Origin of the sequence: Streptomyces erythrochromogenes (assembly GCF_040684695.1) — a bacterium.
Lineage (GTDB): Bacteria > Actinomycetota > Actinomycetes > Streptomycetales > Streptomycetaceae > Streptomyces > Streptomyces erythrochromogenes_C.
Map to the genome: position 1 here is coordinate 113,798 of NZ_JBFBGM010000014.1, position 20,153 is coordinate 133,950.

15 protein-coding genes are annotated in these 20,153 nt (G+C 72.8%); 6 read left to right on the top strand and 9 right to left on the bottom strand.

The window, feature by feature from the left end:
• Nucleotides 1–10: 10 nt before the first annotated feature.
• Nucleotides 11–2,266: an SF1B family DNA helicase RecD2 gene (recD2, locus tag AB0O53_RS21425; RefSeq protein ID WP_365197469.1), complete on the top strand. Its 2,256-nt coding sequence runs from the start codon at nucleotides 11–13 to the stop codon at nucleotides 2,264–2,266.
• Nucleotides 2,267–2,448: 182 nt separating this feature from the next.
• On the top strand, nucleotides 2,449–3,738 hold the full coding sequence (locus AB0O53_RS21430) for a citrate synthase (RefSeq protein ID WP_350995241.1): 1,290 nt from the start codon (nucleotides 2,449–2,451) through the stop codon (nucleotides 3,736–3,738).
• A gap of 381 nt (nucleotides 3,739–4,119) precedes the next feature.
• Here AB0O53_RS21430 and AB0O53_RS21435 read toward each other — a convergent pair whose 3' ends face one another.
• The 5 genes from AB0O53_RS21435 to AB0O53_RS21455 form a co-directional block, all read right to left on the bottom strand.
• A complete protein-coding gene (locus tag AB0O53_RS21435; RefSeq protein WP_365197473.1) occupies nucleotides 4,120–6,381 on the bottom strand; it encodes a heavy metal translocating P-type ATPase in 2,262 nt (753 codons plus the stop codon).
• A 116-nt stretch (nucleotides 6,382–6,497) separates the two neighbouring features.
• Entirely contained in the window at nucleotides 6,498–6,731 is a 234-nt protein-coding gene (locus AB0O53_RS21440; protein WP_350995246.1) for a heavy-metal-associated domain-containing protein, read from the bottom strand.
• A gap of 141 nt (nucleotides 6,732–6,872) precedes the next feature.
• Complete coding sequence (locus AB0O53_RS21445) at nucleotides 6,873–7,073, bottom strand: helix-turn-helix transcriptional regulator (protein ID WP_030710687.1); 201 nt, start codon at nucleotides 7,071–7,073, stop codon at nucleotides 6,873–6,875.
• Between the two features lie 319 nt (nucleotides 7,074–7,392).
• Nucleotides 7,393–8,406, bottom strand: a complete 1,014-nt coding sequence (locus AB0O53_RS21450; RefSeq protein ID WP_350995248.1) for a Gfo/Idh/MocA family protein — start codon at nucleotides 8,404–8,406, stop codon at nucleotides 7,393–7,395.
• A 20-nt stretch (nucleotides 8,407–8,426) separates the two neighbouring features.
• On the bottom strand, nucleotides 8,427–9,341 hold the full coding sequence (locus tag AB0O53_RS21455) for a sugar phosphate isomerase/epimerase family protein (RefSeq protein ID WP_350995250.1): 915 nt from the start codon (nucleotides 9,339–9,341) through the stop codon (nucleotides 8,427–8,429).
• 26 nt (nucleotides 9,342–9,367) lie between these two features.
• Here AB0O53_RS21455 and iolC point away from each other — a divergent pair, with 26 nt between their 5' ends.
• The 4 genes from iolC to AB0O53_RS21475 are packed head-to-tail and all read left to right on the top strand — an operon-like array spanning nucleotide 9,368 to nucleotide 14,711.
• On the top strand, nucleotides 9,368–10,348 hold the full coding sequence (iolC, locus tag AB0O53_RS21460; protein ID WP_434094438.1) for a 5-dehydro-2-deoxygluconokinase: 981 nt from the start codon (nucleotides 9,368–9,370) through the stop codon (nucleotides 10,346–10,348).
• A gap of 7 nt (nucleotides 10,349–10,355) precedes the next feature.
• On the top strand, nucleotides 10,356–11,327 hold the full coding sequence (iolB, locus tag AB0O53_RS21465) for a 5-deoxy-glucuronate isomerase (protein ID WP_350995423.1): 972 nt from the start codon (nucleotides 10,356–10,358) through the stop codon (nucleotides 11,325–11,327).
• Nucleotides 11,324–13,198: a 3D-(3,5/4)-trihydroxycyclohexane-1,2-dione acylhydrolase (decyclizing) gene (gene iolD, locus AB0O53_RS21470; RefSeq protein WP_365197478.1), complete on the top strand. Its 1,875-nt coding sequence runs from the start codon at nucleotides 11,324–11,326 to the stop codon at nucleotides 13,196–13,198. Before iolB ends, iolD begins: the two co-directional genes overlap by 4 nt.
• Before the next feature lie 13 nt (nucleotides 13,199–13,211).
• Complete coding sequence (locus AB0O53_RS21475; RefSeq protein ID WP_365197481.1) at nucleotides 13,212–14,711, top strand: CoA-acylating methylmalonate-semialdehyde dehydrogenase; 1,500 nt, start codon at nucleotides 13,212–13,214, stop codon at nucleotides 14,709–14,711.
• 94 nt (nucleotides 14,712–14,805) lie between these two features.
• Here the strand turns inward: AB0O53_RS21475 and AB0O53_RS21480 are convergent, their stop codons facing one another.
• The 4 genes from AB0O53_RS21480 to AB0O53_RS21495 all read right to left on the bottom strand — a co-directional run bounded on the left by AB0O53_RS21480 (nucleotide 14,806) and on the right by AB0O53_RS21495 (nucleotide 20,093).
• Nucleotides 14,806–15,975 (bottom strand): hypothetical protein, encoded by a 1,170-nt coding sequence (locus AB0O53_RS21480; RefSeq protein ID WP_365197483.1) that lies wholly within the window; start codon nucleotides 15,973–15,975, stop codon nucleotides 14,806–14,808.
• A gap of 61 nt (nucleotides 15,976–16,036) precedes the next feature.
• The gene (locus AB0O53_RS21485; protein ID WP_365197486.1) at nucleotides 16,037–17,155 is read right to left on the bottom strand and encodes a WxL protein peptidoglycan domain-containing protein; all 1,119 of its coding nucleotides are present in this window, start codon (nucleotides 17,153–17,155) and stop codon (nucleotides 16,037–16,039) included.
• 91 nt (nucleotides 17,156–17,246) lie between these two features.
• Nucleotides 17,247–18,542: a hypothetical protein gene (locus tag AB0O53_RS21490; RefSeq protein ID WP_365197488.1), complete on the bottom strand. Its 1,296-nt coding sequence runs from the start codon at nucleotides 18,540–18,542 to the stop codon at nucleotides 17,247–17,249.
• Nucleotides 18,543–18,773: 231 nt separating this feature from the next.
• Nucleotides 18,774–20,093 (bottom strand): S8 family peptidase, encoded by a 1,320-nt coding sequence (locus AB0O53_RS21495; RefSeq protein ID WP_365197491.1) that lies wholly within the window; start codon nucleotides 20,091–20,093, stop codon nucleotides 18,774–18,776.
• Nucleotides 20,094–20,153: the final 60 nt, after the last annotated feature.

Here is a 20,153-nt window from a genome sequence, read left to right on the forward strand (position 1 = left end):
GCTTCGGGTCATGGCAACGGACGGGGTACGGGCGGCGGTGCAGCTGGCGGTGGTCGAGGGCGTCCTCGAACGCATCACCTACGCCAACGAGGAGAGCGGCTACACGGTCGCCCGCGTCGACACCGGCCGCGGCAGCGGCGACCTGCTCACCGTGGTCGGCTCCCTGCTCGGGGCGCAGCCCGGCGAATCGCTGCGCATGGAGGGCCGTTGGGGCTCCCACCCGCAGTACGGCAGGCAGTTCGCCGTGGAGAACTACCGGACGGTCCTGCCCGCGACCATCCAGGGCATCCGCCGCTACCTCGGATCCGGCCTGATCAAGGGCATCGGACCGAAGATCGCCGACCGGATCGTGGAGCACTTCGGCACCGGCACGCTCGATGTGATCGAGGCCGAGCCGAAGCGGCTGATCGAGGTGCCCGGGCTCGGCCCCAAACGGACGAAGCTGATCGGGGCCGCCTGGGAGGAGCAGAAGGCCATCAAGGAGGTCATGGTCTTCCTGCAGGGCGTCGGCGTCTCCACCTCCATCGCGGTGCGCATCTACAAGAAGTACGGCGATGCCTCCATCTCCGTCGTCAACAACCAGCCCTACCGGCTCGCCGCCGACGTGTGGGGCATCGGCTTCCTGACCGCCGACCGCATCGCCCAGGCGGTCGGGATCCCGCACGACAGCCCCGAACGGGTCAAGGCCGGACTGCAGTACGCCCTGTCCCAGTCCACCGACCAGGGCCACTGCTTCCTGCCCGAGGAGAAGCTCATCGCCGACGGGGTCAAGCTGCTCCAGGTCGACACCGGGCTGGTGATCGAGTGCCTGGCCGAGCTCGCCGCCGACCCGGAGGGGGTCGTGCGGGAGTCCGTGCCGGACCCGCAGGGCGGGCCCGACCCGCTGACCGCCGTGTACCTGGTGCCCTTCCACCGGGCCGAGCTGTCCCTGGTCGGGCAGGTGCGCCGGCTGCTGAACGCCGAGGACGACCGCATGCCGTCCTTCCGGGACGTGGACTGGGACAAGGCCCTCGGCTGGCTCGCCGGGCGTACGGGGGCCACCCTCGCCCCCGAACAGCGCGACGCGGTCAGGCTGGCGCTGACCCGCAGGGTCGCCGTCCTCACCGGCGGCCCCGGCTGCGGCAAGTCCTTCACCGTGCGCTCCATCGTCGAGCTGGCCCGGGCCAAGAAGGCCAAGGTGGTGCTGGCCGCGCCCACCGGCCGGGCGGCCAAGCGGCTCGCCGAGCTCACCGGGGCCGAGGCCTCCACGGTCCACCGGCTGCTGGAGCTCAAGCCGGGCGGGGATGCCGCGTACGACCGGGACCGGCCGCTGGACGCCGACATGGTCGTGGTCGACGAGGCCTCGATGCTGGACCTGCTGCTGGCCAACAAGCTGGTCAAGGCGGTGGCGCCGGGTGCCCACCTGCTGCTGGTGGGGGACGTGGACCAGTTGCCGTCGGTCGGCGCCGGGGAGGTGCTGCGGGACCTGCTGGCGGAGGGCGGCCCGGTGCCCGCGGTCCGCCTGACCCGGATCTTCCGCCAGGCCCAGCAGTCGGGCGTGGTCACCAACGCGCACCGCATCAACACCGGGCTGCCCCCGATCACCGACGGACTGCCGGACTTCTTCCTCTTCCCCGAGGAGGACACCGAGGCGGCGGGCGTGCTGGCCGTGGACGTGGCGGCCCGCAGGATCCCGGCCAGGTTCGGCCTCGACCCGAGGCGCGACGTCCAGGTGCTCGCCCCGATGCACCGCGGCCCGGCGGGCGCCGGCAACCTCAACGGGCTGCTCCAGCAGGCGATGACGCCCGCCCGGCCCGACCTGCCGGAGAAGCGGTTCGGCGGCCGGGTCTTCCGGGTGGGCGACAAGGTCACCCAGATCCGCAACAACTACGAGAAGGGCGCCAACGGGGTCTTCAACGGCACGGTCGGCGTGGTCATCGCCCTGGACGCGGACGAACAGCGCCTGACGGTGCGGACGGAGGAGGACGAGGAGATCGTGTACGAATTCGGTGAGCTCGACGAGCTCGCCCACGCGTACGCCGTCACCATCCACCGCTCCCAGGGGAGTGAATATCCCGCCGTGGTGATCCCGGTCACCACCGGAGCTTGGATGATGCTCCAGCGAAATCTGCTGTACACGGCGGTGACCAGGGCGAAGAAACTGGTCGTCCTCGTCGGGTCCCGGAAGGCCCTCGGGCAGGCCGTGCGTACCGTTTCCGCAGGCAGGAGGTACACGGCGGTCGCGCCGAGGCTGTCCGGACGGATACCGGTGGGAAACATCACCTAGATGATCGATCATTTGGGGTTCCCGCCGCCGTGCGGAGGGGGCAGGATGAGCAGGTTGGCGGCACTCAGTGCCGTCAGAAAGACCAAAGGCCGACCCCGAGTGCACTCTCCTGCGCCAAATGGGGGAAGGTAGAGGCAGTCAGGGCACCTCGAAGAAGAGGCACTACGTCGGTGAGGGATGACGTGAGCGACAACTCTGTAGTACTCCGGTACGCGGACGGCGAATACACCTACCCGGTGGTTGAGAGCACCGTCGGCGACCAGGGCTTCGACATCTCGAAGCTGCGGGCCCAGACCGGGCTCGTCACGCTGGACAGCGGCTACGGCAACACCGCGGCCTACAAGTCCGCGATCACCTACCTCGACGGTGAGCAGGGCATCCTGCGCTACCGCGGCTACCCGATCGAGCAGCTGGCGGAGCGTTCCTCCTTCATCGAGGTGGCCTACCTGCTGATCAACGGTGAGCTGCCGACCGTCGACCAGCTCGCGTCGTTCCGCAACGAGATCACCCAGCACACGCTGCTGCACGAGGACGTCAAGCGCTTCTACGACGGCTTCCCGCGCGACGCCCACCCGATGGCGATGCTGTCCTCGGTCGTCAGCGCGCTGTCGACGTTCTACCAGGACAGCCACAACCCCTTCGACGAGACGCAGCGCCACCTCTCGACGATCCGGCTGCTGGCCAAGCTCCCGACGATCGCGGCCTACGCGTACAAGAAGTCGGTCGGCCACCCGGTGGTCTACCCGCGCAACGACCTCGGCTACGTCGAGAACTTCCTGCGCATGACCTTCTCCGTGCCGGCCCAGGAGTACGACCTGGACCCGGTCGTGGTCTCCGCGCTCGACAAGCTGCTGATCCTGCACGCGGACCACGAGCAGAACTGCTCCACCTCCACCGTGCGCCTGGTCGGCTCCTCGCAGGCGAACATGTTCGCCTCGATCTCCGCCGGCATCTCGGCCCTGTGGGGTCCGCTGCACGGTGGCGCCAACCAGTCCGTCCTGGAGATGCTGGAAGGCATCAAGAACGACGGCGGCGACGTCGACGCCTTCATCCGCAAGGTGAAGAACAAGGAGGACGGCGTCCGCCTGATGGGCTTCGGGCACCGCGTCTACAAGAGCTTCGACCCCCGGGCGAAGATCATCAAGGCGGCGGCGCACGACGTCCTCTCGGCGCTCGGCAAGAGCGACGAGCTCCTCGACATCGCGCTCAAGCTGGAAGAGCACGCGCTGGCCGACTCCTACTTCGTCGAGCGCAACCTCTACCCGAACGTGGACTTCTACACCGGTCTGATCTACCGGGCCATGGGCTTCCCGACCGAGATGTTCACCGTGCTCTTCGCGCTCGGCCGCCTCCCCGGCTGGATCGCCCAGTGGCAGGAAATGATCAAGGAGCCGGGTTCCCGCATCGGCCGCCCGCGCCAGATCTACACGGGCGAGGTCCTGCGCGACTTCGTTCCCGTCGAGGCCCGCTGACCCGAGGCCCTCGGGCGCCGCGCAGGACCGTGCGGCGCCGCCCCAGGCACACGAGAAGCGCCCCGCCGTCGATCCCCCCACGGGTCGACGGTCGGGGCGCTTCCCTTTTCCCCCCGAAACGGATTCCCCCCACGGGACCCGGATCGGGGCGTCCTTGAGCCGGGACCCGTTCGGGTCGGGAGGGCCGCTCAAAGCCTCCCGCGGGCACGTGTCCCGGCCGGCGGATGCCACGGAAAACCCCCAAGGTTTCCGTGGAACGTCCCCCAAGACGTTCCTGGCATCGCCCCATTAGACCTGTCACGACCCCGGATGGTTACGTTGAGGTCACTGTGATCTGCGTCTCCCGTGAAGGAACTGTGGGAACGATGCGAAGGTCATCCACTAGCGGAAGGACCTCAACCGCAGGCTGTTGGTCACCACGAAGACCGAGGAGAAGGCCATCGCGGCCCCCGCGATCATCGGGTTGAGCAGGCCGGCCGCCGCCAGCGGCAGGGCCGCGACGTTGTAGCCGAAGGCCCAGAACAGGTTGCCCTTGATGGTGGCCAGGGTCCGGCGGGAGAGCCGGATCGCGTCGGCCGCCACCCGCAGGTCGCCCCGTACGAGGGTCAGGTCGCCGGCCTCGATGGCCGCGTCGGTGCCGGTGCCCATGGCCAGCCCCAGGTCAGCCTGGGCCAGCGCGGCCGCGTCGTTGACCCCGTCGCCGACCATGGCGACCGTACGGCCCTCGGCCTGCAGGCGGCGTACGACGTCCACCTTGTCCTGCGGGAGCACCTCGGCGATCACCTCGTCGATGCCCACCTCGCGGGCCACCGTCTCCGCCACGGCCCGGTTGTCGCCGGTCAGCAGGACCGGGGTCAGCCCCAGCTCCCGGAGCCGGGCGACCGCCTCGGCGCTGGTCTCCTTGACCGCGTCGGCCACGGTCAGCACCCCGCGCGCCGCCCCGTCCCAGGCCACCAGCACGGCGGTGGCGCCTTCGGCCTCGGCGGCCGCCTTGGCCCGTGCGAGGGCGTCCGGCAGGGTGATCGACCAGTCCGCCAGCAGCTGCTCCCGGCCCACCAGGACGGCGTGCCCGTCGACCACGCCCTGGACGCCGAGCCCCGCGAGGTTCTCGAAGCCCTCCGGCACGGGCAGGGAGCCCGCCCGCTCGGCGGCGGCGCTGGCCACGGCCCGCGCGATCGGGTGCTCCGAGGCGTGCTCCAGGGACCCGGCCAGGCGCAGCAGTTCGAGCTCGTCGACCCCTTCGGCGGTGACGACGCCGGTGAGGGTCATCCGGCCTGTGGTGACGGTGCCGGTCTTGTCGAGGACGACGGTGTCCACGCGGCGGGTGGACTCCAGCACCTCGGGGCCCTTGATCAGGATGCCGAGCTGCGCGCCCCGCCCGGTGCCGACCATCAGGGCGGTCGGGGTGGCCAGGCCCAGGGCGCACGGGCAGGCGATGATCAGGACGGCCACGGCGGCGGTGAAGGCGGCCGTCGCGTCGTCGGTGACGAGCAGCCAGGTCACCCAGGTGCCGAGCGCGAGGACCAGGACGACGGGTACGAAGATCCCGGAGATCCGGTCGGCGAGGCGCTGCACCTCGGCCTTGCCGTTCTGCGCGTCCTCGACCAGCTTGGCCATCCGGGCGAGCTGGGTGTCGGCCCCGACCCTGGTCGCCTCGACGAGCAGGCGTCCGGAGGTGTTGACGGTGGCGCCGGTGACGGAGTCCGCGACGGACACCTCGACCGGGACGGACTCGCCGGTCAGCATGGAGGCGTCCACGGCGGAGCTGCCCTCGACGACCGTGCCGTCGGTGGCGATCTTCTCGCCGGGGCGGACGACGAAGCGGTCGCCGACGGCGAGATCCGCCACCGGGATGCGCACCTCCCGGCCCGCGCGCAGGACGACGACGTCCTTGGCCCCCAGCTCCAGCAGGGCCTTGAGGGCCGCGCCCGCCTTCCGCTTGGAGCGTGCCTCCAGATAGCGGCCGAGGAGGATGAAGGTGACGACTCCGGCCGCGACCTCCAGGTAGATGGCGGAGGAGCCGTCCGTACGGGAGATGCTGAAGTCGAAGCCGTGCCGCATGCCGGGCATGCCCGCGTGGCCGAAGAACAGCGCCCACAGCGACCAGGCGAAGGCGGCGAGCGTGCCGACCGAGACCAGGGTGTCCATGGTCGCGGCACCGTGCCGGGCGTTGGTCCAGGCGGCCTTGTGGAAGGGGAAGCCGCCCCAGACCACGACGGGCGCGGCGAGGGTCAGCGACAGCCACTGCCAGTTGTCGAACTGCAGCGCGGGAACCATCGCCATCAGGACGACGGGCAGGGCGAGCGCGGCGGAGACCAGGAGCCGCTGCCGCAGGGCGGACAGCACCGGGTCGGGCGCCTCGGCCCGCTCCTGCTCCTCACCGGCCGCGGGGGCGGGCGGGGCGGGCGGCGCGGGTTCCTCGGCCGTGTAACCGGTCTTGACGACGGTCGCGATCAGGTCCGCGACCCGGACGTCGCCGCCGTAGGAGACGTGGGCCTTCTCGGTGGCGTAGTTCACCGTGGCCTCGACGCCGTCCATCCGGTTGAGCTTCTTCTCGATGCGGGCCGCGCAGGAGGCGCAGGTCATCCCGCCGATCGAGAGTTCGACCGCCGTTATCGGTCCGTCGTGCACTGTGCTGGTCATGTTCCGGCTCCAGGGGGATGGCCGGGCCGTACGGGTCCAGTATGAGCTGGCCGGCACGGCCCGGCAGGGTGCTGCGAAGTGCCGCGGGTGCTGCCGAAGGGAGGAGCGGGTGCGGCTCAGGCCTGACCGGCGAACTCGTAGCCGGCCTCGTCCACGGCCGCGCGGACGTCCTCGTCGGCGAGCGGGGCGGCGGAGACCACGGTGACCTCGCCGGACGCGGCGACGGCCTTGACCGAGACGACGCCCGGCAGGGCGGCGAGCTCGGTGGTCACCGCGCCCTCGCAGTGGCCGCAGGTCATGCCGGTCACCCGGTAGACGGTGGTGGTCTGGGTGTCCGTCTCGGCGGTCATGTCGTTCTCCTCGTTCAGGGGTGTGTCCGGTCACCGGGAGGGGTGGCCGATGACTCCACCGTCCTCCCGACGATCCGAGACTATACCCCTGGGGGGTATAAAGCGAGCATCGGCATCCGGTCTTTCTCCGCCGTGGCGGGCTCAGTCCTCCCTGCGCCCCCGGTTGCCGGGCCGGCGGGCCACCCAGGCGCGGACCGTGTCTGCGTACCAATAGGGCTTGCCGCCCTCCACGTGGTCGGGCGGCGGGAGAAGTCCGTGCTTGCGGTAGGAGCGCACGGTGTCCGGCTGGACCCGGATGTGTGCAGCGATCTCCTTGTACGACCACAGCTGTCGGTCGCTCATCTGGGACACCTCCTGGTCCACACCGCCGGGCCGGCCGGGCGGCCGTCGGGGGAGCCGGCGCGTGGACGCTGACGATCACTCGGGTAGTGCCCGGGGAACGACGCCGGACGAAGGCCGGGGAGGGGCTGTCGACCGCCTGTGACGGAAAACCCGCGTAACGCGGACATGTGTGACACAAAGGAGACCCCTGTGACCGGAGAGTCACAGGGGTCGGATGAGAAACAACCGGGGGACCGGCCCGGGGATCAGGGGATCAGCCCGGGCTCGGGCGTCGGCGGTACGGGGGCTCGGCGGTACTGGGGGTCAGCGGTACAGGGGATCAGCGGTACAGGGGCGGCCGGTCCGCCAGCTCCACCACCGTCCGTACACCGCTGCGCGCGGCCGTCAGGCCCGCCTCCGAGACGGCCGCCGCCGCGTACCCGTCCCAGGCGTCGGGCCCCGCCACCGCGCCGCGCGCGGCCGCGGCCACCCAGCGCCGCAGCTGCCGGTCGTAGGCGTCGGCGAAGCGCACCGTGAAGTCCTGGACGATCTCGCCGCCCCACCGGCCCGCCGCCTGCACCACCATCGCGTGCCCGTCACCGATCCGGGCACTGCCCGACTCGCCGACCGCCTCGCACTGCACCTGGTAGCCGAAACCGCAGTTGACGAAGATCTCCACGTCGACGACGGCCCCTCCGGAGGTCTCCAGCAGCACCATCCGGGGATCGGCCAGCCCCTCGGGCGCGGCCGACGTGGGCCGCGGCGAGAGCACCGTGACCGCGGTGATCTCCTGCCCCAGCAGCCAGCGGGCCGCGTCCACCTCGTGCACCACGGAGTCGCTGATCAGCATGTCGCTGGTGAAGAACGACGGCGAGGAGGCGTTGCGGTGCCGGCAGTGCAGGAAGAGCGGACGGCCGATCCCGCCCGCGTCCAGCAGCTCCTTGAGCCGCTCGTACTCGGCGTCGTGCCGCCGCATGAACCCCACCTGCACCAGGCGCCGCCCCAGCCGCTGCTCGGCCTCCATGACGCGCAGCGCCCCCGCCGGCTCCGGGGTCAGCGGCTTCTCGCACAGCACCGGCAGCTCCCGGGCCAGGGCCTGCAGGATCGCCTCCTCGTGGGCCGGCCCGGGGGACGCGATCAGTACCGCCTGCACCCCGGGCGCGGCTATCGCCGCCGCCGGGTCGGTGTGCGCACTCGCGCCGTCGAGGGCACCCGCGACCTCCTTGACCCGGTCCCCGTCCGGGTCGGCCACGGCCACCACCCGGGCCCCACCGACGGTCCGCCCGAACCGGCGCACGTGGTCCGCGCCCATCTTCCCGGTGCCGATGACGGCGATGCCGAGCGTGCTGGTCATGTCGTGTTCCCTCCGGAGGGTCAGCGGGCGCCGCAGGAGCGCAGGTAGGCACGGGTACGGCGGGCGATCGGCAGCGGCCGGTCGGGCGGGCAGGGGTACATGTCCTGCTCCACGATGGCGAACAGGTCCACGCCCAGCCGCTGGGCGGCCGCCAGTACGGGCTCCAGCGCGGGCACCCCCGACGGCGGCTCGCACATCACCCCGCGGCCCACGGCCGGCCCGAAGGGCAGCTCCTCCGCGACGACTTCGGCCAGGATCCGCGGGTCCACCTGCTTGAGGTGGAGGTAGCCGATCCGCTCGGCGAAGGTCTCCACGGCCCGCACGCTGTCCCCGCCGCAGTACGCGTAGTGGCCGGTGTCCAGGCAGAGGGAGACGAGCGCGGGGTCGGTGGCGTCCAGGAAGCGGGCCACGTTCTCCGGGGTGTCGATGTGGGTGTCGGCGTGCGGATGGACGACGATCCGCAGCCCGTACCGGTCCTGGACCTCGCGGCCCAGCCGCTCGGTCTGGGAGGCCAGTTCGCGCCACTGGGCGGGGGTGAGGGTGCGGTCCTCCAGCACCTTCCCGGTCTTGTCGTCCCGCCAGAAGGAGGGGATGACGACGAGATGGGCCGCGCCCATGGCCTGCGTCAGCGCCGCGATCCGCGACACGTGGTCCCAGGTCTCCTCCCACACGGCGGGCCCGTGATGGAGTCCGGTGAAGACCGTTCCGGCCGAGACGCGCAGGCCGCGCGCGGCCGTCTCCTCGGTGAGCCGGGCGGGGTCCGTGGGCAGGTAGCCGTACGGGCCGAGCTCGATCCACTCGTACCCGGCGTCGGCCACCTCGTCGAGGAAACGCCGCCAGGGGGTCTGCTGCGGGTCGTCGGGAAACCAGACACCCCAGGAGTCCGGAGCCGAACCGATGCGGATACGGGTCAACGCGGGCGGGGAGGACGTCATAACGGCCACCTTAGGGTGGAGGACGAGTGGGAGGACTGACTGTGACCGGGACCGGCGATCCGTATCCGTTCGACCTGATCACGATGGGCCGGATCGGGGTGGATCTCTACCCGTTGGCGACCGGCGTACCACTGGCCGAGGCGGACACCTTCGGCAGGTTCCTGGGCGGCTCCCCGGCGAACGTGGCCGTCGCCGCGGCCCGCCTGGGGCGCCGGGCGGCACTGATCAGCCGGACCGGAGCGGATCCCTTCGGCGCGTACCTGCGCACCGAGCTGCGGGGCTTCGGGGTGGACGACCGGTGGGTGAGCGAGGTCGCGGACCTCCCCACCCCGATCACCTTCTGCGAGATGTTCCCGCCCGACCGCTTCCCGCTGTACTTCTACCGGCTGCCGAAGGCCCCGGACCTGCAGATCGCGGCGGACGAGGTGGACCTGGAGGCGGTACGGGCGGCCCGCGTGTTCTGGATGACGGGCACGGGCCTGAGCGAGGAGCCCTCGCGGGCGGCGGCCCTGGCCGCGCTGGAGGCCCGGGGCCGGTCGGGGACGACGGTGTTCGACCTGGACTGGCGGCCGATGCTGTGGCGGGAGAAACCGCAGCCGTACTACGAGCGGGCGCTCGCGCACGCGACGGTGGCCGTCGGCAACCCCGAGGAGTGCGAGATCGCCACGGGCGAGTCCGAGCCGTACGCGGCCGCCCGGGCACTGCTCGCGGCCGGTGTGGAACTCGCGGTGGTCAAGCGGGGCCCGGAGGGCGTCCTGGCGGTCCACCGCGACGGAACGGTGGTGGACGCCCGGCCGGTCGAGGTCGAGGTGGTCAACGGGCTGGGCGCGGGGGACGCGTTCGGCGGCGCCCTCTGCCACGGCCTGCTGGCGGGATGGGAGTTGGGGCGTGTCGTGCGGTACGCGAACGCGGCGGGGGCGATCGTGGCCTCACGGCTGGCGTGCTCCAGCGCGATGCCGTTCCCTCACGAGGTGGAGGAGGTGCTGGGGCGTGCCGGTGGTGTCTGAGTGGGAGATGGAGTGGACCCGGCTGCGGGTGCTGGCCCTCGAGCCGGGGGAGGCGTATGCGTTCGCGTCGGGGGACTGCGAATGGATCGTGCTCCCGCTGTCGGGCGGGTGCGAGGTCCATTGCCGGGCTCTGCCCGGACCCGCGCCTCAAACGCCGGCGGGGCTTGATGTGTCGCCGGACGGCATTGAAGCCGGTCTCGCCGAGAGCGGACCGCAGGCAAAATCAGCCCCGCCGGCGTTTGAGGCGCGGGGGTTCGGGGGCGGCGCCCCCGCGGCGGAGCCGCACGTCTTCGAACTGCGGGGGCGCAGCGGGGTCTTCGGCGGGCCGACCGACTTCGCCTACGTGCCCCGGGACGCGCACACCGAGATCCGCAGCGCCGCAGGCGGCCGGTTCGCGCTCGCCGGAGCCCGGTGCACGACGAGGCTGCCCGCACGGTACGGCCCGGCCGAGCGCGTGGCCGTCGAGCTGCGGGGCGCCGGCCAGTGCTCGCGGCAGGTCAACAACTTCGCCGCCGCGGGCCCCGACGGCTTCGACTGCGACCGGCTGATCGCCGTCGAGGTCCTCACCCCCGGAGGGAACTGGTCCTCGTACCCGCCGCACAAGCACGACGAGCACCTCCCCGGCGAGGAGTCCCGCCTGGAGGAGATCTACTGGTTCGAGATCGCCCCCCACGGGGACGTCCCCGGCCTCGGCTACCAGCGCGTCACGCCCTCCCCGGCCGGGAAGACCGACATCCTGGCCGAGGTGCGGACCGGCGACGCCGTGCTGATCCCGGACGGCTGGCACGGGCCGTCCATCGCCGCCCCCGGGCACGACATGTACTACCTGAACGTGATGGCCGGACCGGCCGGCGCCGGGCCGCGGGAGTGGCTGATCCGCGACCACCCCGACCACGGCTGGATCCGCGGGACCTGGGCGGGCCAGGACGTCGACCCGCGGCTGCCCTTCCCCCGAGCAGGAGCGGAGGACCCCCGATGAGGCTCACCGTCGCCCAGGCGCTCGTACGCTTCCTCGCCGCCCAGTACACCGAGCGCGACGGCCGCCGCCACCGCCTGATCGCCGCCACCTGGGGGATCTTCGGGCACGGCAACGTGGCCGGCATCGGCCAGGCCCTGCTGGAGTCCGGGCCGCAGGCCATGCCCTTCCTCCAGGGCCGCAACGAGCAGGCCATGGTGCACGCCGCCGTCGGCTACGCCCGCCAGAGCGGCCGGCTCTCCACCCACGCCGTCACCACCTCCATCGGCCCCGGCGCCACCAACCTCGTCACCGGCGCCGCCCTCGCCACCATCAACCGGATCCCGGTGCTCCTGCTGCCCGGCGACACCTTCGCGACCCGGCCCGCCGACCCCGTCCTGCAGCAGCTGGAGGTCCCGTACGCCGGGGACGTCTCCGTCAACGACGCCCTGCGGCCCGTCTCCCGCCACTTCGACCGGGTCACCCGGCCCGAGGCGCTGATCCCGGCCGCCCTCCAGGCCGTGCGCGTCCTCACCGACCCGGTGCAGACCGGCGCCGTCACCCTCGCGCTGCCGCAGGACGTGCAGGCGGAGGCGTACGACTGGCCCGAGGAGCTCTTCGCCGAGCGGGTCTGGGGGGTGCGCCGCCCGCGGCCCGACCGCGTCGAGCTCGCCGCCGCCGCGGACGCCGTACGGGGCTCCGCGCGCCCCCTGATCGTGGCCGGCGGCGGGATCCGGCACAGCGCGGCCCAGGCCTCCCTCGCCGCCCTCGCCGAGGCGACCGGGATCCCGGTCGCCGTCACGCAGGCGGGCAAGGGCGTGCTCCCGCACGGCCACCCCGCCGACGTCGGCGGGATCGGCCACACCGGCACGGCCACCGCCGCCGCCCTCGCCCGGGAGGCCGACCTGGTCCTCGCCGCCGGGACCCGGCTCAGCGACTTCACCACCGCCTCGGCGACCCTCTTCCAGGACCCCGGGGTCCGGTTCGTCGGCCTCAACCTGGACCCGTACGACGCCCACAAGCTCGCCGCCCGCCCGCTGGTCGCCGACGCCCGCGAGGCCCTCGACGGGCTTCGGGAGGCGCTGGCCGGCCACCGCGTCGACACCGCGTACGAGACGGCGTACCGGCAGGAGGCCGCCCGCTGGGAGGCCCGCGTCGACGCCGCCTACGCCGTGACCACGGCCGACGAGGAGCTCCCGCCCACCCAGGCCCAGGTGCTCGGGCTCCTCGACGCCCTCGTCGACGGCTCCGACATCCTGGTCAACGCGGCCGGCTCGCTCCCCGGGGACCTGCACAAGCTGTGGCGGGCCCGGTCGGCGGACCAGTACCACCTGGAGTACGGCTACTCCTGCATGGGCTACGAGATCCCCGCCGCGATCGGGGTGGCGCTCGCCGCGCCCGGCCGGCCCGTGTGGGCACTGGTCGGCGACGGGACCTACCTGATGAACCCGACCGAGATCGTCACCGCCGTCCAGGAGGGCGTCCCGATCAGGCTGCTCGTCCTGGACAACCACGGCTACGCCTCCATCGGCGGCCTCTCGGGGGCGGTCGGCGCCGAGGGCTTCGGCACCGCCTACCGCTTCCGGGCGCCCGACGGCGCGTACACCGGGGACCCCCTTCCGGTGGACCTCGCGGCCAACGCGGCCTCCCTCGGAATGGCCGTGATCCGCGCCCGCACCGTGCGTGACCTGCGGGAAGCCCTCGCCGAGGCCCGCTCGGCGACGCGTCCCACATGTGTCTACGTACAGACCCGAACGCCCGACACTGTGTCGGGCCCACCCCCGGCACAGGCGTGGTGGGATGTTCCTGTGGCCGAGACCGCGACCCGCAAGGCTGCGGCCGGAGCCCGTGACGAGTACGACCGGCAAGCCGCGCAGCGACGTCGCCATCTGTGAAGGAGCAATAGGCATGAAGACCGTCAACCACTGGATCGGTGGCAAGACCGTCGAGGGCGCGTCGGGCAACTACGGCCCGGTCACCGACCCGGCCACCGGCGAGGTCACCACGCAGGTCGCGCTCGCCTCGGCCGAGGAGGTCGACGCCGCGGTACAGGTCGCCAAGGAGGCCTTCCTGTCCTGGGGCCAGTCCTCGCTGGCCGCCCGCACCAAGGTGCTCTTCGCCTACCGGGCGCTGCTCGACGCCAACCGCGACGCCGTCGCCGAGCTGATCACCGCCGAGCACGGCAAGGTCCACTCGGACGCGCTGGGCGAGGTCGCCCGCGGTCTGGAGATCGTCGAGCTGGCCTGCGGGATCACCACGCAGCTCAAGGGCGAGCTGTCGACGTCGGTGTCCAACCGGGTCGACGTGTCCGCCATCCGCCAGCCGCTGGGCGTCGTCGCGGGCATCACGCCCTTCAACTTCCCGGCGATGGTCCCGATGTGGATGTTCCCGCTGGCCATCGCCTGCGGCAACACCTTCGTCCTCAAGCCGAGCGAGAAGGACCCGTCGGCCTCCAACAAGCTGGCCGAGCTGATGACCGAGGCCGGTCTGCCGGCGGGCGTGCTCAACGTGGTCCACGGCGACAAGGTGGCCGTCGACGCGCTGCTCGCCCACCCCGACATCGCGGCCGTCTCCTTCGTCGGCTCCACCCCGATCGCCCGGCACATCCACACCACCGCCTCCGCCAACGGCAAGCGCGTGCAGGCGCTCGGCGGCGCCAAGAACCACATGCTGGTCCTGCCCGACGCCGACCTGGACGCGGCCGCCGACGCGGCGGTCTCCGCCGCCTACGGCTCGGCCGGCGAGCGCTGCATGGCGATCTCCGCCGTCGTCGCCGTCGGCTCCATCGCCGACACCCTCGTCGACAAGATCCGCGAGCGCGCCGAGAAGATCAAGATCGGTCCCGGCAACGACCCGACCTCCGAGATGGGCCCGCTGATCACGGCCGCCCACCGCGACAAGGTCGCCTCGTACGTCAAGGGCGCGGCCGCCCAGGGCGCCGACGTGGTCCTGGACGGCACCGGCTACACCGTCGAGGGCAACGAGAACGGCCACTGGATCGGCCTGTCGCTGCTCGACAACGTCCGCACCGACTCCGACGCCTACCGCGACGAGATCTTCGGCCCGGTCCTGTGCGTCCTGCGCACCGAGACCTACGAGGAGGGCGTGGCCCTCATCAACGCCTCGCCGTTCGGCAACGGCACCGCGATCTTCACCCGCGACGGCGGCGCCGCCCGCCGCTTCCAGCTGGAGATCCAGGCCGGCATGGTCGGCGTCAACGTCCCGATCCCGGTGCCGGTGGGCTACCACTCCTTCGGCGGCTGGAAGGACTCGCTCTTCGGCGACCACCACATCTACGGCAACGACGGCATCCACTTCTACACCCGGGGCAAGGTCGTGACGACCCGCTGGCCGGACCCCTCGGACGCCCCCGCCGGCGTGGACCTGGGCTTCCCGCGCAACCACTGACGCACGCCCCGGACAGCAGGACCCGCAGGACCCGCAGGACCGGCCCGCCCTCCGCAGTGTCTGCTGCGGGGGGCGGGTTCTGGTTTCCGGTGGGTCAGAAGCGCGACCAGACGTCCGACGCGGCCGTGCCGGACCAGACGGCGTCGCCGTGGCCGTAGTCCGGGACCACGGTGAAGGAGACGCGCTCGTTGCCGCCGGCGCGGATCAGCTCCGCGCCGCGCGGGTGGTCCCCGCGGCCCAGCTCGGTGTTGACCCAGACCACCTCGGCGGTGATGCGGTCCCAGGCGATCCGGTACGTGTCGTCGTCGCCCGCCCAGACCGCGGCGAGGTCCCGCATCAGCGCCGCCGGCAGGAGCCCGCTGCCGAGGGCCGAGGTGGCCGCGTGCCAGGTCGTCAGCGGGGTGCGGGTCAGCGTGAAGCGGTCCTCCGCGGGAGTCGCGCCGAAGCCGTAGGTCCCGGCGCTGTGCCCCTGTGCGTAGATCCAGTTCGCCGGTCCCGGGAGGGCGGCCGTGCGGATCAGCGCGAAGTGGGCGAGCCCGGCGTGGGTGAAGCGCCGGCCCGGGTCCGGCGGCCACGGCACCGGGGAGACGCCGCCCGGATCGGCCACCGCCTTGGCGATCACGGCCGTGAGCCCCGGATCGACGACGGGGAAGCCCTGCGCGAGCTGGGTGGCGTACGCGTCCCGGGTGTCGGCCGCCCGCAGCGCGAGATCGCCGGTGTACGGCCCGGTCGTGTCCAGGGCCACGACCCGGCGCAGCCGCGGCGAGGTGTCGTGCGAGGCCGCGTCCAGCGCCAGGGCGGCCCCGGCCGAGTGCCCGACGTACTCGTACGGCAGCCCCAGGACGCCGTCCAGCGCGTCCACGACCCGGGCCAGGTCCCGGCGGTGCGCTTCGAGCCCCCACGCGGCGGAGACGTCGGCGGCCGCGGCGGCGTCCTCGCGCGGGGTGACCCCGACGACGAGCAGGCCCCGGCGGCGCAGCGTGTGGGAGAGGTTGCGGCCGCCCGGGGTGCCCGGGGTGAAGAACTCCGCCGCGAAGTTCAGTCCGCCGCCGGGCAGCAGGTACGCGATCCCCTCCGGTGCCCGGGCCGTGTCCGCGACCACGTCCACGGTGACGGGGGCCGGGCCGCCGTCGTCGAGCGGGAGGGTGAGGCGGATCCAGCCGTCGCCGGGCAGGTAGGCGGCGGTGCCGGTGCCCAGGGCGCGTTCGATGCGGGTCAGCAGTCCGATGCCCCCGGCAGCGTCGCCGTGCTGTGGTTCCCTCAACGGTGTCCCCCCTTGACCCGGTGATGGCCGATTACCGTCACCCGGGAGACACTTTTGCCGGTCAGCGCGTTCCAGCCAAGTCCGGGACGGCCTCATCCTGTTCGCTCTCGGCGCGACGGCGCCCGCGCAGCACCCGCACGGTGATGCCCGCGCCGGCGAGCACCAGCAGCAGTCCCAGGGCGGGCCACGGCACGGCGACGAAAACGGTCTCGGACCGGGAGACGAGATCGGGGTGGGCGGCGGCCCCCGCGGTGATCCTGACCGTCACCCGGTCGGACTGGGGGGCGTCCGGCCAGGCTTCGGTCAGCTCGATCCGCCGGCCCGGCAGCAGGGTCAGCCTCAGCTCGCGTTCCGGCCGGTCCAGCACGCGGCGCCCGAACAGCCCGTCCGCGGAGACCGAGACCTTCGGCTCGACCACCACGTTGCCCCGGTTGACCAGCGCGTAGCGGACGGTGGCGCGGGCGTCCTGCACCCAGGGCAGCAGCGGGGCGGACCGGTCGACCCGCACGTCCTCCACGCTCAGCCCGGGCGTGACGGGACCCGGCACCCGGAAGTAGAGGCGGGCGCCCACCGAACGCCTCACCCCGACCTGGACCTTGCCGTCCTGCTGCACGCCCTCCACGGCGGTGCCCAGCGCCACGATGCCGCCCACGTGGTCACCGGGCGTCGCGTCCGCCGGGACCTTCACGGTGAAGGGGATGTCCTTGCGGCCCTTGGCGGGCACGGTGACGGTGCCCGCCGCCTCCGGCGCCAGGGTGATCCACGTGCCGACGTCCTTCGGCTTCGTCTCCACCGGCAGCAGCGCGAACGCGCCGCCGGCCGGGGTGTTCACGGCGTCGGTGGCGAAGACCTGGAAGGTCAGCTCCCGGTCGGAGGAGTTCAGGACCGTCACGCTGTCGGAGAGCGTGCTCCCGGCCTCGCCCTGGTGGAAGAAGTACGCGCGATCGGTCATGGCCGCGCCGGCCGCGGGCGTCGGGAACACCCCCCACGTGCCGTTGTCCGCGGCCGCCGCCGGGCCGGCCGGCAGCAGGCCCGCGCCCAGGAGCAGCAGGCCGAGGAGCAGACCGTACAGGGAGGCGCGGGTGCCGGCGCGGGTGCCTTCGCGGGTGCGGGTGCCGGCGCCTTCGCGGGTGCGGGTGCCGGTGCGGGAGCGGCTGGGCGTGCTGCGGCGGGGGCGCATGGGCGGTCTCCAGTCGGCGCGGAAAGGGGAAGGGGTGGTGCGGCGCCGGAGCGCCGCACCACCCTGGTGGAGCGGGCCGTGCGGGAGCCGGTCAGGAGATCGAGAAGGTCACGACCGTCTGGTAGGTGTCGGCGAACATGAACGGCGGGAGCTGGATCATCCCGGCGCCGCCGACGGCGAACTCACCACCGGTCAGCTCGTCGCCCCCGGCGGCCTGGGAGGCCACCTTCATCGGGACGTCGGAGATCGCGCCGGGCGTGCCCGCGGTGCAGGTGCTCGGGCTGTCCGGGTTGGTCACGGTGCAGGACGGCTGGATGCCGATCTGCGCCTTCGCCATGGAGTGGCCGGTGGTCTGGTTCAGGAACGGCGTACGGGTCGCCGTCACGTCCCAGCCGAGGGAGCCGCCGCGGAAGTCCTGGACGGTCGCGGCGTTGAAGACGCCGACCACCGACTGGGCCTTGCCGTTGATGGTGACCGAGCCGAAGCTGACGGCCGGCTGGCCGTCCTTCGGGCCCAGGCCCAGCGGTCCGGGAAGGACCTCGACGTCGACCGGGTTCTTCACACCGGCCTGCTCCTCCAGGAAGACGAAGGCCTTGTACGGGGTGATCGAACCGTCGATCTTGATCGTGTCGGCCTTCTTGGTGACCGTGATGTTGCAGGTGGTGGCGCCCGACGCGTCCGCCGTACCGGTGCCGGTGTCACCGGTCGCCACCCCGGCGAGCAGGGCGGAACAGGTGACGGCGCCGGCCGGGAAGTTGGCTCCGTTGACGACGACGGCGGTGCCCGCCGGGCCGCTGTTGGGCGTCAGCTTCGTGGTGACCGGGTCCTTGGGCAGGGCCTCGACGGCGACCGACCCGAGCGAGGCGCTCGGGCGGGGCGCCGGGGTACAGGTGGTGGTGAAGACCGAACCGGAGAGGTCCGCGTCCGTCACCGCCAGGTCGAGGGCGACCTGGACGGTCGTGCCCTCCGTACCGTCCGGGATCCTGATGGTTCCGGAGAACGCCTTGGGGTCGAGCGGCTGCCCGGCGACGACCGAGACGGTCTCCGGCGGGCTGGTGACCACCTGGGTGGTGGCGCCGACCTTGAGGGTGATCTTGGTCGTGTTCACCGTGGTGACGGAGAACGACGGGATCAGGGGGCTCGCACCCGGGTCGATCGTGATCGGCACGACGTCGCCGGCCTTGGCGCCGTCGGGCAGCGTGACCGTCCAGTTCTGGTTGCCGGAACCGTCCGGCTGGGGCGCCGGGGCGTCGCAGTTCTCGAACACGGTCGTGGTCTTGGTCGCGGCCTGCGCGGAGCCCGCCAGGCCCACCACTGCGCCGGTCAGGGCCAGCGACAGGGCCCCGGCCCCTGCCAGCACCTTGCGGAGATGCGTTCTCGTACTCACTGGGTCGCGACTCCTTCGTCATGACGAACCCTCCCCCCACCCGCTGTGTGGGGGAGGCCGAGCCGGTGCGGTGGCCGATATTGACGCGTCACGGTGATGAGAAGTCAATGACTTGCTTTCGCGCGAAGCACACAGAAATTGATGGGCCATCAGGGAGGGGCTGATGGCCCATCGGATACCGACTGGTCGGGGTGACGGCTGCGTCGGGCGGTCCGGTCGTCGGTCCAGGTCTTATCCGGCCGTATTCGGGGCGGTCGGCCCGGGTGGGTTCTGGTCGGCCGTGACGTGCAGCAGCAGGTTCGGGGTGCCGGCCGGCAGCCCGGTGATCCGGCCGGGCACGGCGCCGCGGACCAGGGCCTCGGAGACCTGCGCGGGGGTGCGCGCCGTACCGCCGGCCAGCAGCAGCGCGGCGGCCCCCGCCACGTGCGGGGCGGCCATCGAGGTGCCGGAGGAGCGGGCGGTGGCGGTGGCGGAGTCCTTCCAGGCGGAGGTGACGGCCACGCCCGGCGCGAACAGGTCGACGCAGGCGCCGTGACTTGAGAACGGCGCGCGGCGGTCCGCGGCGTCGGTCGCGCCGACGGTGAGGGCCTGCGGGACGGAGGCGGGGGATCCGCCGCAGGCGTTCCTGCCCTCGTTGCCGGCGGCGGCGACGAAGGTGACGCCCGAGGAGACGACCCGCAGGACGGCGGCGTCGAGGGCGCGGCTGCGGCTGCCGCCCATGCTCATGTTGGCCACGGCCGGGGTGCCCGGGGTGCGGGCGGCGTCCTTCACCACCCAGTCGAGGCCCTTGATCATGGCCGACAGGCGTCCGTCGCCGCGGCAGTCGGCCACCTTCACGGCGACGAGGGAGACGCCCTTGGCGACCCCGTACGTCTCGCCGCCCACCGTTCCCGCGACGTGCGTGCCGTGGCCGTTGCAGTCGCGGGAACTCTCCAGGAACACCGCGTTGTGCCCCGTCCGGGCGCGGCCGCCGAACTCCTGGTGGCGGGTGTTGATCCCGGTGTCGAGGACGTAGACGGTGACGCCCTCTGCCTTCGTGGCGTACGTGTACGAGCCGTCGAGCGGGAGTTCGCGCTGGTCGATCCGGTCCAGGGTCCAGGGGGCGGGTGCCTGCGGGCGGGCCTGGGGCGTGTCGGCGGCGTCGGTGTCCGTGGTGCCCGTGGTGGTGGCGGTGTCCGTGGTGCCCGTGGTGGTGGCGGTGCCCGTGGTGGCGGCGGTGCCGCGGGCGCCGGAGATGTGGAAGACCGTGTCCGGTTCCACGGAGGCCACCCGGGGGTCGGCGGCCAGGGCGGCGGCCCGCGCGGCGGTGGTGCGGACGGCGAAGCCGTTCAGCGCCGCCTCGTAGACGTACCCGACCTCGTCCCCGGCGTCCGCCGCCTCGGCGGCCAGGGCGCGGGCCGGCGCGCGGGAGGCGGTGTCCTTGAGGACGACGACGTACGGGGCGGTGGAGCCCGCCACGGAGCGGGGGGCGGGAGCCGGCGGGGGGCCCGTGACGGCGGCGGCCAGCAGGGCGGCCGCTGGGATCAGTGAGGCGAATGCGGTGGCGGTCATGCGGCCGATGCTCTGCGAGGGGCGGCGCGGGCGCGCGGAGGGTGCGCCGAGTGGGCGCAC